Origin of the sequence: Cellulomonas sp. ES6 (assembly GCF_030053835.1) — a bacterium.
Lineage (GTDB): Bacteria > Actinomycetota > Actinomycetes > Actinomycetales > Cellulomonadaceae > Cellulomonas.
Genome location: NZ_CP125655.1, coordinates 3,735,532 through 3,751,454 on the forward strand (window position 1 = coordinate 3,735,532; position 15,923 = coordinate 3,751,454).

At 74.5% G+C, this 15,923-nt stretch carries 14 protein-coding genes and 1 other RNA gene; 9 read left to right on the top strand and 6 right to left on the bottom strand.

What is annotated here, in order from left to right; translation table 11 throughout:
* Positions 1-19: 19 nt before the first annotated feature.
* The 5 genes from prfB to smpB all read left to right on the top strand — a co-directional run bounded on the left by prfB (position 20) and on the right by smpB (position 4,839).
* Positions 20-1,132 carry a peptide chain release factor 2 gene (gene prfB / locus P9841_RS17310; RefSeq protein WP_283319823.1) on the top strand — a complete coding sequence of 371 codons (1,113 nt, stop codon included), beginning with the start codon at positions 20-22 and terminating at the stop codon, positions 1,130-1,132.
* Between the two features lie 173 nt (positions 1,133-1,305).
* Positions 1,306-1,995 carry a cell division ATP-binding protein FtsE gene (gene ftsE / locus P9841_RS17315; RefSeq protein ID WP_283319824.1) on the top strand — a complete coding sequence of 230 codons (690 nt, stop codon included), beginning with the start codon at positions 1,306-1,308 and terminating at the stop codon, positions 1,993-1,995.
* 13 nt (positions 1,996-2,008) lie between these two features.
* The gene (gene ftsX, locus P9841_RS17320) at positions 2,009-2,926 is read left to right on the top strand and encodes a permease-like cell division protein FtsX (RefSeq protein WP_283319825.1); all 918 of its coding nucleotides are present in this window, start codon (positions 2,009-2,011) and stop codon (positions 2,924-2,926) included.
* A 1-nt stretch (position 2,927) separates the two neighbouring features.
* Positions 2,928-4,271 (top strand): peptidoglycan DD-metalloendopeptidase family protein, encoded by a 1,344-nt coding sequence (locus P9841_RS17325; protein WP_283319826.1) that lies wholly within the window; start codon positions 2,928-2,930, stop codon positions 4,269-4,271.
* A 97-nt stretch (positions 4,272-4,368) separates the two neighbouring features.
* On the top strand, positions 4,369-4,839 hold the full coding sequence (smpB, locus tag P9841_RS17330; protein ID WP_283319827.1) for an SsrA-binding protein SmpB: 471 nt from the start codon (positions 4,369-4,371) through the stop codon (positions 4,837-4,839).
* Positions 4,840-4,875: 36 nt separating this feature from the next.
* Here the strand turns inward: smpB and P9841_RS17335 are convergent, their stop codons facing one another.
* The 3 genes from P9841_RS17335 to P9841_RS17345 form a co-directional block, all read right to left on the bottom strand.
* Positions 4,876-6,996: a thioredoxin domain-containing protein gene (locus P9841_RS17335; protein ID WP_283319828.1), complete on the bottom strand. Its 2,121-nt coding sequence runs from the start codon at positions 6,994-6,996 to the stop codon at positions 4,876-4,878.
* A 47-nt stretch (positions 6,997-7,043) separates the two neighbouring features.
* Entirely contained in the window at positions 7,044-8,429 is a 1,386-nt protein-coding gene (locus P9841_RS17340; protein ID WP_283319829.1) for an NAD(P)/FAD-dependent oxidoreductase, read from the bottom strand.
* Between the two features lie 84 nt (positions 8,430-8,513).
* Positions 8,514-9,581, bottom strand: a complete 1,068-nt coding sequence (locus P9841_RS17345) for an ATP-dependent DNA ligase (protein ID WP_283319830.1) — start codon at positions 9,579-9,581, stop codon at positions 8,514-8,516.
* Between the two features lie 233 nt (positions 9,582-9,814).
* Here P9841_RS17345 and P9841_RS17350 point away from each other — a divergent pair, with 233 nt between their 5' ends.
* On the top strand, positions 9,815-11,578 hold the full coding sequence (locus tag P9841_RS17350) for a methyl-accepting chemotaxis protein (protein WP_283319831.1): 1,764 nt from the start codon (positions 9,815-9,817) through the stop codon (positions 11,576-11,578).
* A gap of 57 nt (positions 11,579-11,635) precedes the next feature.
* On the opposite strand, the gene P9841_RS17355 is transcribed toward P9841_RS17350, so the two are convergent.
* Positions 11,636-12,370 (bottom strand): ABC transporter permease, encoded by a 735-nt coding sequence (locus tag P9841_RS17355; RefSeq protein ID WP_283319832.1) that lies wholly within the window; start codon positions 12,368-12,370, stop codon positions 11,636-11,638.
* Entirely contained in the window at positions 12,367-13,332 is a 966-nt protein-coding gene (locus P9841_RS17360; RefSeq protein ID WP_283319833.1) for an ABC transporter ATP-binding protein, read from the bottom strand. The genes P9841_RS17355 and P9841_RS17360 overlap by 4 nt, the downstream gene beginning before the upstream one ends.
* A 144-nt stretch (positions 13,333-13,476) precedes the next feature.
* Between P9841_RS17360 and P9841_RS17365 the strand changes: the two genes are divergently transcribed.
* On the top strand, positions 13,477-14,334 hold the full coding sequence (locus P9841_RS17365; protein ID WP_283319834.1) for a TetR/AcrR family transcriptional regulator: 858 nt from the start codon (positions 13,477-13,479) through the stop codon (positions 14,332-14,334).
* A 12-nt stretch (positions 14,335-14,346) separates the two neighbouring features.
* Here P9841_RS17365 and P9841_RS17370 read toward each other — a convergent pair whose 3' ends face one another.
* The gene (locus tag P9841_RS17370) at positions 14,347-14,952 is read right to left on the bottom strand and encodes a DUF6328 family protein (RefSeq protein WP_283319835.1); all 606 of its coding nucleotides are present in this window, start codon (positions 14,950-14,952) and stop codon (positions 14,347-14,349) included.
* Between the two features lie 236 nt (positions 14,953-15,188).
* Between P9841_RS17370 and ssrA the strand changes: the two genes are divergently transcribed.
* Together ssrA and P9841_RS17380 are read left to right on the top strand one after the other, a co-directional pair.
* Positions 15,189-15,556: a transfer-messenger RNA gene (gene ssrA / locus P9841_RS17375) on the top strand.
* A gap of 221 nt (positions 15,557-15,777) precedes the next feature.
* A complete protein-coding gene (locus P9841_RS17380) occupies positions 15,778-15,900 on the top strand; it encodes a hypothetical protein (RefSeq protein WP_283319836.1) in 123 nt (40 codons plus the stop codon).
* Positions 15,901-15,923 lie beyond the last annotated feature (23 nt).

Genomic DNA, 15,923 nt, shown 5'->3' on the forward strand with positions numbered 1-15,923 from the left:
GCCGGTAGCCTGGACCGTCGTGGCAGCCACCGACTTCCCCGCCGAGATCCGCGACCTGCGCAGCACGCTCCAGTCGATCCAGGCGGTGTCCGACCCCACGGCCCTGCGCGCGAAGATCGCCGAGCTCTCCGAGAAGGCCTCGGCGCCGGACCTGTGGGACGACCCCGAGTCCGCGCAGAAGGTCACGAGCGCGCTGAGCGCGACGCAGTCCGAGCTGGACCGCGTCGACAGGCTCGGGGGCCGCATCGACGACCTGGAGACCCTGGTCGAGATGGCGACGGAGGACGGCGGCGACGCCGAGACCCTCGCGGAGGCCGAGGCCGAGCTGGTGACCATCCGCAAGGACCTGGGCGAGCTCGAGGTCCGCACCCTGCTGAACGGCGAGTACGACCAGCGCGAGGCCGTGGTGACGATCCGCGCCGGCGCGGGCGGCGTCGACGCGGCGGACTTCGCCGAGATGCTCATGCGGATGTACCTGCGATGGGCGGAGCGGCACGGCTACCCGACCGCCGTGCTCGACACCTCGTACGCGGAGGAGGCGGGCCTGAAGTCCGCGACGTTCGAGGTGAAGGCGCCGTACGCGTTCGGGCACCTCTCGGTCGAGGCCGGCACGCACCGCCTGGTGCGCATCTCGCCGTTCGACAACCAGGGCCGCCGGCAGACGTCCTTCGCGGCCGTCGAGGTCATCCCGCTGATCGAGCAGAGCGACGACAACATCGAGATCCCCGAGTCGGAGATCAAGGTCGACGTCTTCCGGTCCTCCGGCCCCGGCGGCCAGTCGGTCAACACCACCGACTCCGCGGTCCGCATGACGCACCTCCCGACCGGCATCGTCGTGTCGATGCAGAACGAGAAGTCGCAGATCCAGAACCGCGCCGCCGCGCTGCGCGTCCTGCAGTCGCGCCTGCTCCTGGTCCGCAGGGCCGAGGAGGACGCGAAGAAGAAGGAGCTCGCGGGCGACATCAAGGCGTCCTGGGGCGACCAGATGCGGTCCTACGTGCTGCACCCGTACCAGATGGTCAAGGACCTGCGCACCGAGCACGAGGTCGGCAACACCTCCGCGGTGTTCGACGGGGACATCGACGGGTTCATCGAGGCGGGCATCCGCTGGCGGCGGTCGGCGCAGGACTGACAACCGGGACGTTCCGGGGCGATTCGGGCGGTCGCGCCGGCTGACGGCGGCGGCCGCGCGTTCTCACAGGGAGCCGACGGCGTGTCACGGTCCGGTCACGACGAGGCGCTGCCTACGCTCGTCGCGGCCAGGACCGCACCACCCTCCCGTCCCCCAGCACTGGCCGCACCGCTGTGATCAGATTCGAGAACGTCACCAAGGTCTACGCGCGCGGCGCACGCCCCGCGCTGGACCAGGTCAGCCTGGACGTCGAGCGCGGCGAGTTCGTGTTCCTCGTCGGGGCGTCCGGCTCCGGGAAGTCCACCTTCCTGCGCCTCGTGCTGCGCGAGGAGCGGCCGTCCGCCGGGCGCGTGTTCGTCGCGGGCAAGGACCTCACCACGCTGTCGTCGTGGAAGGTCCCGCAGCTGCGGCGCCAGATCGGCGCGGTGTTCCAGGACTTCCGCCTGCTGCACAACAAGACGGTCTTCGAGAACGTCGCGTTCGCGCTCCAGGTCATCGGCAAGCCGCGCCACCACATCCTCACCACCGTGCCGGACGTGCTGGAGATGGTCGGGCTGGCCGGCAAGGAGAAGCGCCGCCCGCACGAGCTGTCCGGCGGCGAGCAGCAGCGCGTGGCGATCGCGCGGGCGTTCGTCAACCGGCCGTCGATCCTGCTGGCGGACGAGCCGACCGGCAACCTCGACCCGACGACCTCCCTGGGGATCATGCGCCTGCTCGACCGGATCAACCGCACGGGCACCACGGTCGTCATGGCCACCCACGACGACGAGATCGTCGACCAGATGCGCAAGCGCGTCATCGAGCTGTCCGGCGGCGAGATGGTGCGCGACCAGTCGCGCGGCGTCTACGGCTCGGACCGCTGAGGGAGGGGGAGACGTGCGACTGCAGTTCATCCTCTCCGAGATCGGCATCGGCCTGCGCCGCAACCTGTCGATGGCGGTGTCGGTCGTCCTCGTGACGTTCGTGTCGCTGTCGTTCGTGGGTGCCGCGGCGCTGCTGCAGATGCAGATCACCAAGATGAAGGACGACTGGTACGGCAAGGTCGAGGTCGCGGTGTACCTGTGCCCCGCGGGCGAGTCCCCGGAGCCGACGTGCGCGGGCGGCGAGGTCACCGACGACCAGAAGCAGGCGATCCTCGACGCCCTGGCGGCCCCCGACGTCGCGCCGTACATCGAGAAGATCTCCGAGGAGTCCAAGGAGCAGGCGTACGAGACGTTCGAGCGCCAGTTCGACGGGCAGTTCTGGGCCCAGATCACGACGGTCGACGACATGAACGAGTCGCTGCGCATCAAGCTCACCGACCCGGAGAAGTTCGAGGTCGTCGCCGACGTGCTCCAGGGACGCCAGGGCGTCGAGAACGTCCAGGACCAGCGCGAGCTCTACAACTCGCTGTTCCGGGTGCTCAACAGCGCCACGCTGCTGTCCCTCGGCCTGGCCGGCGTGATGCTGCTCGCCGCGGTGCTGCTCATCACGACGACCATCCGGCTGTCGGCCATGAGCCGCCGGCGGGAGACCGGGATCATGCGCATGGTCGGCGCCTCGAACCTGTTCATCCAGCTCCCGTTCATGCTCGAGGGCGCGATCGCGGCGACCATCGGCGCGGCGCTGTCCGTCGCCGGGCTCTGGGCCGGTGTGCGCTACCTGGTGAGCGACTGGCTGGGCGGGCAGGTGGCCTGGATCCCGTACGTCACGACGAACGAGGTGTGGCAGATCGCCCCGTTCCTCGTCGTCGCCGCCGTCGTGCTCGCCGCCATCTCGTCCCTCGTCACCCTCAGCCGCTACACGAAGGTCTGACATGCGCCGCAGCCGCCCGCACCGCCCCCGGGGCCCGCGCCCCCTCGCGGGGCTGCTCGCCGCGGTCCTCGCCGTCCTCGTCGGCGTCACCGCCGCGGGGTCGGCCGCGGGCGACGACCTGGACGACCAGCAGTCGCAGCTCGAGCAGCGGCAGCAGGCCAACGACCAGCAGCGCGCCGACGCGGAGGCCGCGCTCGAGGGGCTGAGCGAGGAGCTGGCGAAGACGGCCCAGGAGCTGCTCGCCGTCCAGCAGCAGCTCGGCCCGGCGCGCGCGGCGCTGTCCGCCGCCGAGGAGGCCCTCGCGGGCTACGAGCGCGAGGCGGCGCTGATCGCCGCGCGGCTCCAGGACGCGCAGGACCAGCAGGCGTCGATCTCGGCCACCATCGAGCAGGACTCGGCGCGGGCCGACGAGATCCGGTCCCAGATCGGGCAGCTCGCGCGGCAGGCCTACCAGGGCGGCCCGGAGCTGTCCGGCCTCAGCGTCGTGATGGAGGCGCAGTCCGTCGAGGAGTTCACCGAGCAGTACAGCCTGGCGACCGCCGCGCAGCGCGCGCAGTCCGAGGTGCTCGACGAGCTCGCCGCGATCAGCGCCGACAACCGGAACAGCCAGGCCCGCCTCACCGCGGTGGGGGACCGGATCGCGGAGCTCAAGGACGAGGCGGACGCGAAGGTCGCCCAGGCCGAGGAGGCGCGGCAGGAGGCCGCCGACCGCAAGGCCGACGTCGAGCGCCTGGTCGCCGAGCAGACCGCCAAGAAGCGGCAGGTCGAGCGGCAGAAGGCGGACGCGCAGGCCGAGGTCGACCAGATCGACGCCGAGGCCGCGGCCATCCGCAAGAAGCTGGAGCAGGTCGCCGCCCAGCAGCGCGAGCGCGCCGCCGCCGCGGCCGCCGCCGCGGGGGCCGCCCCGCCGCCGGCGCCCAGCGGCACGGTGAGCGGCGCGCTGTTCGGCAACCCCACCTCGATCAGCCCGATCTACGTCACCAGCGAGTACGGGATGCGGCTGCACCCGATCCTCGGGTACTACCGCCTGCACGCCGGCATCGACCTGCGCACCTGGTGCGGCACGCCGATCTACGCCGCCAAGGAGGGCACCGTGCAGTGGGCCCAGTGGCGCAACGGGTTCGGCAACCAGGTGATGGTCGACCACGGGCTGGTCGACGGGAACTCGCTCATGACCTCGTACAACCACATGACGAGCTTCGTGGTCGGGGCCGGCCAGGCGGTGTCCCGCGGGCAGCTGCTCGGGTACTCCGGCAACACGGGGACGTCGGCGGCGTGCCACCTGCACTTCGAGGTGTACGTCAACGGCGCCACCGTGAACCCGCGGCCGCTGCTCGGCCTGTAGCGGAATCCGCTGGGGGTGCGGCGCGCCGGCCGATAGGCTGCTGCGTCGCCGCGGCACACGGCCGCACGCCCGCACCCGCACGAAGGAGGACGCCCCCATGGCCAAGCAGACCGGCCGGTCGCTCGTCGCGTCCAACCGCAAGGCCCGCCACGACTACCTCATCGAGGACGTGTTCGAGGCCGGCGTCGTGCTGACCGGGACCGAGGTCAAGGCGCTGCGCGCCGGGCGGGCGTCGCTGGTGGACGGCTGGTGCTCGATCGACGGCGGCGAGGCGTGGCTCGAGGGCGTCCACATCCCCGAGTACTCCCAGGGCACGTGGACCAACCACGCGCCGCGGCGCAAGCGGAAGCTGCTGCTGCACCGCGACGAGATCGACCGGCTCGAGGCGAAGACCCGCGAGAAGGGGCAGACGATCGTGCCGCTGTCCCTGTACTTCCTGGACGGGCGCGCGAAGGTCGAGATCGCGCTGGCCCGCGGCAAGAAGGAGTGGGACAAGCGGCAGGCCCTGCGCGAGCGGCAGGACAACCTCGAGGCGCAGCGGGCGATGCGGGAGAAGCGCGACCGCTGACGGTCGGCCCGGACCCGCACGCCCCGCCGGGGCACGTCAGGCGAGCGACGCCCGCAGCTCCGCCGGGTCGGTGGTCGGGCGGTCGCACACGAAGCCGCGGCACACGTACGCCGCGGCGCGTCCGCCGACCAGCGGCCGGTCCCGCAGCAGCCCCACCGCGTCCGCCGAGCCGGCGACCTCGTCCGGGTCGCCCTGCGCGAGCACCAGCCCCGGTGCGGTCGCCCGCACGGCGGTGCGGACGAGCGCGACCCGCCCCGGGTCGTCGGCCCGGCCCACCACCGCCACCTCGCGGGGGCCGTCCAGGACGGCCTCCGCGACGGCGAGCGCCCACCCGACGGCCCGCGGGTGGCGGTGCGCGATCGACAGCGGGTCGGCGAGCGCGAGCTCGGCCACCTGACGGTCCGTGGCCGAGCCGGTCAGCGCGGCCCGGGTCAGCAGCGCGCCCGCCGCGGCCGCGCCGGCGTTCGGGCTCGGGCCGTCCGCGACGTCGGGGCCCCCGGTGAGGCGGCCGACCACCGGGTCGGTCTGGTCGTCGGCGGTCGCCCGGAACCCGTGCCCGGGTGCCCGGAACCGGGCGAGCACCGTGTCGAGCAGCGCCGACCCGCGGGCGGTCCAGCGGCCGTCACCGGTGACCCCGCCCAGCACGAGCCAGCCCTCGGCGACCGCCGCGTAGTCCGCCAGGACGCCCGGCGCCGTCCCCACCGCGCCGTCTCGCGACGTGCGGGCCAGCCGGGTCAGCCCGTCGCCGCCCCGGAGGGTGTGCACGCGGTGGAGCAGCTCGGCGGCGTCGTGCGCGGCGGCCACCCACTCCCGGCGTCCCAGCACCGCGCCGGCCTCGGCGAGCGCCGCGACCGCCAGGCCGTTCCACGCCGCCACCACCTTGTCGTCCCGGTGCGGCTGCGGGCGGGCCGCACGCGCCCGCAGCAGGGCCCGGCGCACGCGCTCGAACCGGACCTCCTCGCGCGGGTCCGGCCCGGAGCGCAGCGTCAGCACCGACGCCCCGGCCTCGAAGGTGCCCTCGGGCGTCACCCCGAGCACGTCCGCCGCCCACGCCCCGTCCTCCGGCCCGAGCACCGCGGTCAGCTCCGCCGGGGTCCACACGTACGTGGCGCCCTCGACGCCGGCCGTGTCCGCGTCGAGCGACGACGCGAAGCCGCCCTCCGGGGTGCGCAGGTCCCGCAGCAGGTGCTCCGCGGTGCCCTCGACGACGCGCCGCGCCAGGTCCGACCCCGTCAGCCGCCACCAGTGCGTGTACACCCGCAGCAGCATCGCGTTGTCCTCGAGCATCTTCTCGAAGTGCGGCACCGTCCACGTGGCGTCCACGGAGTAGCGCGCGAAGCCCCCGCCCACCTGGTCCGCCATGCCGCCGCGGGCCATCGCGGTCAGGGTGGCCCCGGCCATCGCCAGGGCGCGCTCGTCGCCCGTCCGGGCCGCGCGACGCAGCAGCCACTCCAGCAGCGGCGACGGCGGGAACTTCGGGGCGCCGCCGAACCCGCCGTGCTCCGCGTCGTACGCGTCGGCGAGCGCCGTCAGGGCCAGGTCGCCGACCCGGACGACGGCGGCCAGGTCGAGCGCGGGGGAGACGGCGTCGGCGGCGGGGTCGCCGGGGCGGCCCGCCTCGCCCGGGTCGCGGGGCGGGGAGCCGTCGGCCGGCCCCGCGGCGCCGCCCACCGCCGCGAGCAGCTCCGCGGCCCCCGCCCGGACCTCGTCGCGCCGCTCCCGCCAGGTCCGGGACAGGGCGTCGAGCACCTGCCGGAACGACGGCCGCCCCGCGACCGGCACCGGCGGGAAGTACGTGCCGCAGAAGAACGGGTCGCCGTCCGGCGTGGCGAACACCGTCATCGGCCAGCCGCCCTGCCCGGTCATGGCCTGGGTGGCGGCCATGTACGCCGCGTCCAGGTCGGGACGCTCCTCGCGGTCCACCTTGACGTTGACGAACCCGCGGTTCATCACGGCGGCGACCTCCGGGTCCTCGAAGGACTCGTGGGCCATGACGTGGCACCAGTGGCAGGAGGCGTAGCCGATCGACACCAGCAGCGGGACGTCCCGGCGGCGTGCCTCGGCCAGGGCGTCCGGGCCCCACTCCCACCAGTCGACGGGGTTGCCGGCGTGCTGGCGCAGGTACGGGCTGGTGCTGCGGGCGAGGCGGTCGGCCATGCCCTCCACTGTCACCCGGGCGGCGCCGCGCCGCGAGCGCGCCGGGGTCAGCTCCCCGCGACGTCGTCCGCGCGCCGGGTGGGGTGCTGCGCGCCGCGCGAGCGCAGCACCGTGCGGCCGACCACCTGCTGCCAGGTGGCGGTGCGCTCCGAGCGGCCCCGCCCGACGAACGACACGGCCCAGTGCAGCAGCGTCGTCACCCGGTTCTTGAACCCCACGAGGTACACGAGGTGCACCCCGAGCCACAGCAGCCAGGCGAGGAACCCCGACACCTTCACGGCGCCGATGCTCGCGACCGCCTCGAACCGCGAGACCGTCGCCAGGCTGCCCTTGTCCCGGTACACGAAGGGCCCGCCCGAGGGCTCGCCCCGCAGCCGGCGCACGATCTCCTGCGCGGCGTACCGGCCGGTCTGCATCGCCGCGGGGGCGACCCCGGGCACGGACGTGCGCGCCGCCATGTCGCCGACCACGAACACCTCGGGGTGCCCGGGCAGCGAGCCGTTCGGCTCCACGACGACGCGGCCGGCCCGGTCGACCTCGGCGCCCGTCCGCTCGCCGAGCAGCCGGCCGAGCGGGGACGCCGCGACGCCCGCCGCCCAGACCTTCGTCTGGGCGGCGATGCGGGTGCGCCGGCCGTCGGGGTCCTCCACCTCGACCGCGTCCGCGTCGACGTCGACCACCTTGTGGTTCATGAGCAGCTCGACGCCCAGGCCCTCGAGCGTGCGGGCGGCGGCGTCCTGCAGCTTCTCCGGGTAGCCGGGCAGCACCTTCGGCACCGGGTCGACCAGCAGGATGCGTGCCTGCGCGGGGTCGAGGTGCCGGAAGTTGCCGCGCAGCGAGCGGTGGGCGAGCTCGGCGAGCTGGCCGGCCATCTCCACGCCGGTCGGGCCGGCGCCGACCACCACGAAGGTCGTCAGGCGGGCGCGGTCCGCCGGGTCGGTGGCGAGCTCCGCCAGCTCGAACGCCCCGAAGATGCGCCCGCGCAGCTCGAGGGCGTCGTCGATGCTCTTGAGGCCCGGCGCGTGGTCCGCGAACCGGTCGTTGCCGAAGTACGACTGCCCGGCGCCGGCCGCGACGACCAGGCTGTCGTACGAGGTGCGCGTCTCCCCGAGCGGCGAGGACGACACCACGACGCGCTGCTCCACGTCGATGTCGGTCACCACGCCCAGCAGCACGCGGGCGTTGCGCTGCCGCCGCAGCACGTCCCGCGCGGCCGGCGCGATCTCCCCGACGGACAGCACGCCCGTGGCCACCTGGTAGAGCAGCGGCTGGAACAGGTGGGTCGCGGTGCCGTCGATGACGGTGACGCGCACGGGGGCGTCGGCCAGGGCCTTGGTCGCGAACAGCCCGCCGAACCCGGAGCCGATCACGACCACGTGGTGGGGCCGGGCGGGGGTGGGTGCCCGGTCCGGGGCCGGTGCGGTGTGGCTCATCGGAGGGTCCTTCCGCGGGAGGAGGCGGGACCCGGTCGACCCTACGAGCGCGGTCGGCGCCGCGCGCGGCGGGGCCCGCGGGGCTCAGGACGGCGGCGCGAGGATCTCCGACAGCCGGAACCCCACCGGCTCCTCGAGCTGCGCGTAGGTGCAGGTCGCTGGGTCGCGGTCCGGGCGCCAGCGCCGGAACTGGGCGGTGTGCCGGAACCGGTCGCCCTCCATGTGGTCGTACGCCACCTCGACGACGAGCTCCGGGCGCAGGGGGACGAACGACAGGTCCTTGCCGGCGCTCCACCGGCTCACGGCCCCCGGCATCCGTCTGCCCTCGTGCGCGGACTGGTCCGCCCAGTCGCCCCACGGGTGCCCGGTCAGGTCGTCGGCGCGCAGCGGGGCGAGCTCCTCGACGAGGGCCTGGCGGCGGGCCATCGGGAACGAGGCGGCGACGCCGACGTGCTGGAGCCGGCCGTCGTCGGTCCACAGCCCCAGCAGCAGCGACCCGAGCACCGGCCCGGACTTGTGCCACCGGAACCCCGCGACCACGCAGTCGGCCGTGCGCGCGTGCTTGACCTTGAACATCGCGCGCCTGTCCGGCTGGTAGGTCCCGTCGAGCGGCTTGGCGACCACCCCGTCGAGGCCGGCGCCCTCGAACCGCCGGAACCAGTCCTGCGCCTCGGCGAGGTCGGCGGTCGCGGGCGTGACGTGCACGGGCGCCGGCGCGCCGGCCAGGGCGTCGACGAGGCGCGCGCGGCGGTCGCGCAGCGGCGTGCCCATGAGGTCGTCGTCGCCGAGCGCCAGCACGTCGAACGCCACGAACGAGGCCGGCGTCTGCTGCGACAGCAGCCGCACCCGGCTCTCCGCGGGGTGGATGCGCTGCTGCAGCGCGTCGAAGTCGAGCCGGTCGCCCGCGACCACGACGATCTCCCCGTCGAGGACGCACCGCTGCGGGGTGTGCGCCCGCAGCTGCTCGACCAGCTCCGGGAAGTAGCGCGTCATCGGCTTCTCGTTGCGGCTGCCGAGCACCACCTCGTCGCCGTCCCGGAACACGATGGTGCGGAACCCGTCCCACTTGGGCTCGGTGTGCCCGAGGTCGGGGATCTCGGGCACCGCCTTGGCCAGCATCGGCGCGACCGGGGGCATGACGGGCAGGTCCATGGCGCCCATCCTGCTCGGCGTCGGCGGGACCGGCCAGGGGTCGGGGTCGGGAGGTGTTGGTCGTCGCGGCGCCGGGCCACCGTCGGGCGGTGGACGAGCGGTGGCGCCGGCGCGTCCCGCTGCACGAACGTGCAGGCCGGGGGGACCGAGGTCCCATGGCGGGGGGCCCGTGCGAGCCGATCGGGGCGGCACCGCGCGCCGCAGGGGGGCGCGCCGACCAGCCAGGGGGACCCATGTCCGTGCCCGCACGCCGTCCACGACCGGACGGCACCACCTCGAGCCCGCGGCCGCGCCGCCGCCGGTTCGGGGACCTCGGCGTCCGCACCCGCGTCGTCGCGTCCGTGCTCGTCGGTGTCGTCGTCGCCGGGGCCGTCGGGGGCTCCGCGCTCGCGGCCCTCGCGCGCACGGACGCCGCCACCGCCTCCGTGTACGACGACGACCTGCTCGGGTTCGAGCGGGTCGCCGCGATGCGCCGCTCGACCCTCGAGATGCGCCTGGACGTCACGAGCCACGCGCTCGCGGCCGACGACGCCTCCCGGCAGACGTTCGTGCGCGACATCGCGGCGCTGGACGCGACGATCGCCGAGGACCTCGACGCCGTCGTGGCGGACGCCTCCGCGGCGGGGCACGAGTCCCTCGCGGAGGGCGCGGCGACGTTCGCCGACGCCCTGGCGTCCTACCAGCAGCTCCGCGACCGGACGCTGCTGCCCGCCGCCGAGCGGGGCGACCTCGCGGCCTGGCAGCGGGCGCGCGACATGCAGGCGGCCCCGCTGATCTCCACGATGATGGACGCGCTCGCCGCGATGGTCGACGACCAGAAGGCCTCCGCCCAGCGGTCCGTGGCCGAGGCGCACGCCGCCTACTCCTCGAACCGCACCCTCGTGGTGGTGCTGCTCGCCGCGGGGCTCGCACTGGCGCTCACGCTCGGTCTCCTCACCGCGCGCGGCATCCTGCGGGCGGTCGAGCGCGTCCGGGTCGCGTGCGACGCCCTCGCGGACGGCGACCTGACCGTCGAGGCCGGGCTCGACACGCAGGACGAGCCGGGGCGCGCGGCGCAGTCGCTCGACCGGGCGATCGGCACGCTGCGCGAGGTCGTCGGCGACATCGACACCACGTCGGTCACGCTCGCGGCCGCCGCCGAGCAGCTGTCCGGGTCCGCGCAGGCGATCGCCGCGCAGGCCGAGCAGACCGAGGCGCAGGCCGGTGTGGTCTCCGCGGCGGCCGAGCAGGTGTCCCGCACCACGCAGACCGTCGCCGCCGGCACCCAGCAGATGGACGCGTCGATCCAGGAGATCAGCCGGTCCACGAGCGAGGCCGCCCGCATCAGCGACCAGGCGGCGCGGTCGGCCGCGGAGACGACGGACGTCATCGAGCGGCTCGGGGAGTCGAGCCGGCAGATCGGCGACGTGGTGAAGTCGATCGCGGCGATCGCCGAGCAGACGAACCTGCTCGCGCTCAACGCGACCATCGAGGCCGCGCGGGCCGGGCACGAGGGCAAGGGCTTCGCCGTGGTCGCCGGCGAGGTCAAGGACCTCGCGCAGGAGACGGGCAGCGCGACGGAGGACATCGCGCGCCGCGTCGAGGCCATCCAGGCCGACGCGGCCCGGGCCGTGGAGGCGGTCGCGGAGATCTCCCGGGTCGTCGGCGCCGTGCACGAGCTGCAGACCACGGTGGCCGCGGCCGTCGAGGAGCAGACCGCCACGACGGCGGAGATCGGGCGCAACGTCACCGAGGCCGCGGGCGGCTCGGGGCAGATCGCGGAGAACATCGCCGGCGTCGCGCAGGCCGCGGCCGTCACGCGCGACGGGTCGGCGGAGTCCGAGCGCGCGGCGGGCGAGCTCGCGGCGCTGTCCGGGCGGCTGCGCGGCGTCGTGGGGCAGTTCCGGTACCGGATGCCGGCCGGGTCGGGCGCTGCGACGCCCGCACTGCCGCAGCAGCGCGAGCCCGCGCGGCGTGACGAGCCCACCACCGCGTTCGTCACGCTGCCGACGGCGTGACCGGCGGGGCGCCGGCCGGGTGGGATCCCGACCGGCGCCCCGAGACGTCGCACCTGGTCAGGCGCGCCGGCGCAGCGCGACGACCGCCCCCGCGAGGGACGCCACGCACCACACGACCAGCACCACGAGCGACCGCCCCGGCAGCTGGAACGTGTCGCTCACCAGCCCGGCCCGCACCAGCTCGGCCATCGGCTGGATCGGCAGCCACTCGTGCACCCCCTGCAGCCAGCCGGGCATCCGCTCCGCCGGGTACGACACGGGGGAGAACAGCAGCACGATGAACACCAGCGCCTGCGTCACGAGCGCCGCGACGGCGGGTGGCAGCAGCGACGCCATCGCGTACCCGACGGCGGCGGCGGTCAGCGACACCAGCAGCGAGCCGGGCACCAGCCACGGCGCGAGGCTCAGGTCGACGTCGAACCGCAGCACGCCCGCCACGACGCCGAGCACCATGCCGGGCAGCGCGAGCAGCGTCCACACCAGCAGGTCGCTCAGCAGGAACGCCGACCGCGGGACGGGCAGCGTCCGCATCCAGTCGAGGCTGCCCTCGGTGCGGGACTGGCTCAGCATCTGCGGGGTGATGACCAGGCCGATCGTGATGAGGGTGACGGTCGGCGCGCCGGTCGCCAGGTAGAGCGCGGTGACCGGGTCGGGGTCGCCCACGAGCAGGCCGTAGCCGATCACGGTCGCCACGGCCATGAACACCTGGACGACGACCATCAGCGGCAGGTACGCGGACTGACGCCGGAACTGCCACTGCGCGAGCATGAGGGTCTGGCCGACGGCGGTCACGCGGCCTCACCCGCCGTCGCCAGCGCCTCGGAGCGCTCGTGGCCCACGAGGTCGACGTAGACGTCCTCGAGCGAGGCGGGCGTGAGCGCGTACCGCTCGAGCCGGCCCGCGGCGACCTCGGCCTGCGCCCAGCGCACGACCTCCGCCGCGTCGTCGGCGCGCACCGTGCCGGTCTCCCGGCCGCGGGTGCTCGACACCGCCCGGACCGCGGGGTGCCAGGTCAGGCCGGCGCCGGGGGAGACGTCCGCCTCGACGGTCAGCGTGCCCTGCAGGTGGGCGGTCAGGCCGGCCGGGGTGTCGTCCGCGAGCACGACGCCGCGGTCCAGCACGGCGAGCCGGTCGACGACGCGCTCCGCCTCGCGGACGTTGTGGGTCACCAGCAGCACGCCGCGGCCCTCGTCGGCGAGCGCGCGGATCTGCCGCCACAGCAGCCGGCGGCGCACGGGGTCGACGTCGTTGGTCGGCTCGTCGAGCACCACCAGGCGCCCCGGCGTCACGACGGTCATGGCGAAGGCCGTCAGGCGCGCGATGCCGCCCGACACCTTCTCGGCGGGGGTGTCCGCCCAGGGCCCGAGGTCGAGGGCGTCGAGCAGCCCGGCGACGCGGTCCCGCACGGCCGCGCGCTCACCGCCGCGGATCCGCCCGACCAGCTCGATCGCGCGTCGCGGGGTCAGGCCGGTGATCGGCACGTTCGCCTGCGCCTGGATGCTCGTGCGCCGGCGGGCCTCGTCGGGCTGGGCCACCGCGTCGACGCCGTCGAGCAGGATCGTCCCCGCGTCGGGCCGGACCAGCCCGACGACCTGGTTGACGAGCGTCGTCTTGCCGGCCCCGTTGTGCCCGAGGAGCCCGACGACCTGCCCGGCGTCGACATCGAGGTCGATCCCGTCGTTCGCCTGCACCCCGTTGCGTCCCCGGTAGCGCTTGCGCAGTCCGCGGACGCGCAGCACCTCCTGCGTCGCCATCCCCGTCCTCCTCATTCGGAAACCGATCGGTACATCCCGGACGGTAGCAGATACCTGTCGGCAGATACCAGACGGTATGTCGCTCTGATCTGCGATGACGCGTCACACATACCGAGCGGTACGTGAAGGCGTACGATGGGGGGCATGGCACGACAGGACCCGTACGACGAGACCGGCCACCGCACGCCGGGCGTCGACGACTCGATCAGCGCCGCCACGCGCGCCCTCGCCGACGCGACCGCGACCCTCACCCGGCTGCTCGGCAAGCAGGCGCAGTCGGTCGTGCCCGAGGTCAGCGAGGCGCTCGCGGCGGGCCTGCGCGAGGCGTCCCGCGGACTCGCCGACGCGTCCGAGAACGTCGCCCGCCGCGGCGGGGACCACCGCGCCCGCGAGAACCGCCGCGAGAAGGTCGACCGCACGCGCGCCGACCTGCTGGACGCCGCCTCCCGCGTCATCGCCGCCCAGGGCTACGAGGGTGCCTCCGTCGGGGACATCGCCGCCGAGGCCGGCTACACCAAGGGCGCCCTCTACGCGCACTTCGGGTCCAAGAGCGGGCTGTTCCTCGCCCTGGCCCGCGAGCGGCTCGGCATCGCCATGGACGACCCGGCGCTCGACATGCCCGGGCTCACCGACGACGGTGTCGACACCGAGGCGCTCGCCGACTGGATCCGCGCCACCCAGGACGACCCGAACCTGCTGCTGTCCCTGGAGTTCCTCAGCTACGGCCTGCGCAACCCCGGGGAGGCCGGCGAGCTCGTCGAGCTCCACGTGCGGTCGTTCGAGACCGCCACCGCCCAGGCCGTCCGCATCCGGCAGGCACGCCGCCGCGCCGCCGGCGAGGACCCCGGCCCCGACGAGCCCACCCAGCAGGACCGCGACCTCACGCTCGCCATCATCAGCGTGCTCAACGTCGTCACCCTGGAGGGCAAGCTCACCGGCTCGCCGCACATGTCCCCGGAGGCCGGCGCGCGCATCATCGCCCGGCTGGTCGCCGACGGCTGACCCCGGCGCTCGCTACTCGCGCGGCGTCCCCCGGGCCAGGTGGACCGGGACCAGCAGCCACACGACCGCCAGGCCCACCAGCACGGCACCGCCCGCCCACGCGCCCGCGGCCCGGTCCACCACCACGTCGAACAGCAGCAGCGCCGAACCCGCCAGCACCAGGGCCAGCAGCGCCAGCCCGGCCTGCGCCAGCCGGTCCGCCGACTCGACCAGCTCCCGCTTCAGGTGCCGGCGGAACAGCACCCGGTGCAGCGACACCGGAGCCACGATGAAGCCCGTCGCCGCCACCGCCAGCACCACCAGCACCAGGTACACGCCCTTCTGGTAGGCGTCCAGGTCGGCGAACCGCTGCTGGAACGGCACCGTCAGCAGGAACCCCGTGAGGATCTGCACGCCCGTCTGGGCCACGCGCAGCTCCTGCAGCAGCTCGTTCCAGTTCCGGTCCATGCGCTCGTCCGGGGTCTCGTCCCGGCCGTCCGGCTCCGCGTGGTCGTGCGCTGCGCGGTCGTGCTCCGCGTGGTCGTGCGCGCGGTCGTCCCGGCGGGGTGCCTCGTCGCGCGGGTCCGCGTCGTCGGGGCGGCGGTGCGAGCCCGGCCGCCCGTGCGTCTGCTCGGTCACGGTGTCCTCCCTGGGCGGCGCCGGCAGGGGGACCGGCGCCACGCACCGCGTATCGTCCCGCCACCGGACGGCGCGCGCAGGTCGAGGCCGAGGCGCCCGCTCCCGGGGCGCCGACCGGCGGGAATGACCGTGCGGGGGGCGGTGTTGGACACGTATGCTGGACGCGTCGCGCACGGTCCCCGGGGTCACCCGGCGAGCGGGCGGGGCGGTTGACAACTCCACAGCAGCACCCACTTGGGGGTGATCGGTTTCGACGGTGATCGTCGAGCCAGGAGAAGCGGGCCGAGGACACACGGTTATCTCGCTAACGCTCCGTGTAAACCCATAGGTGCCGATTCCAAGCGCACCGACTTCGCCCTCGCCGCCTGAGCGAGCCTCGAAGTCCGTCAGCCTGAGCTAGCTTCCGACTCAGTTCCTGGCGTCATCTAGGGAGCCACTGCTCGCAGTCCTCGTCGTCGGGGCTGCGGGGACTTTCAGGCGACTGGGCCCGTCCGCGTCTTGTCTGCGTGAGCGCGGGGGCCGAGAAAAGCAGCTGCAGACTGCGCCCGGAGAAGCCCTGGTTCCACGTCATCGGACGCGGGTTCGATTCCCGCCACCTCCACGTTTGCGACCTGCGGCGACGCAGGTCGCGCCGTCAAGAAGTGTGGCCACCCGTCGACGCGGGTGGCCACATCTGTGTGTCCAGGCGGCCCGCGCTCGAGCGACAGCGGCCCCTCGGGGCGCGCTCGTTCGCCGGGCTGTGGTACTGCCTCGGGTCCGGTGCGTCGGTCGCGAGGATGTTCTCCTGCTCGGTGATGCTCCATCGGGTTCGGTCTCGCGTCCGGCGTGCTGGTCGACGCGTTCGTCGTGCGCCCGCTGCGCATCACCGCGGTGATGCACGTCCTCGGGGCGCACACGTGGTGGCTCTCGTGCCGGCTGGGCCGCGTGACCGATCCGGTTAGGATCTGACCGAATCGGTCAGATGCGGCCGC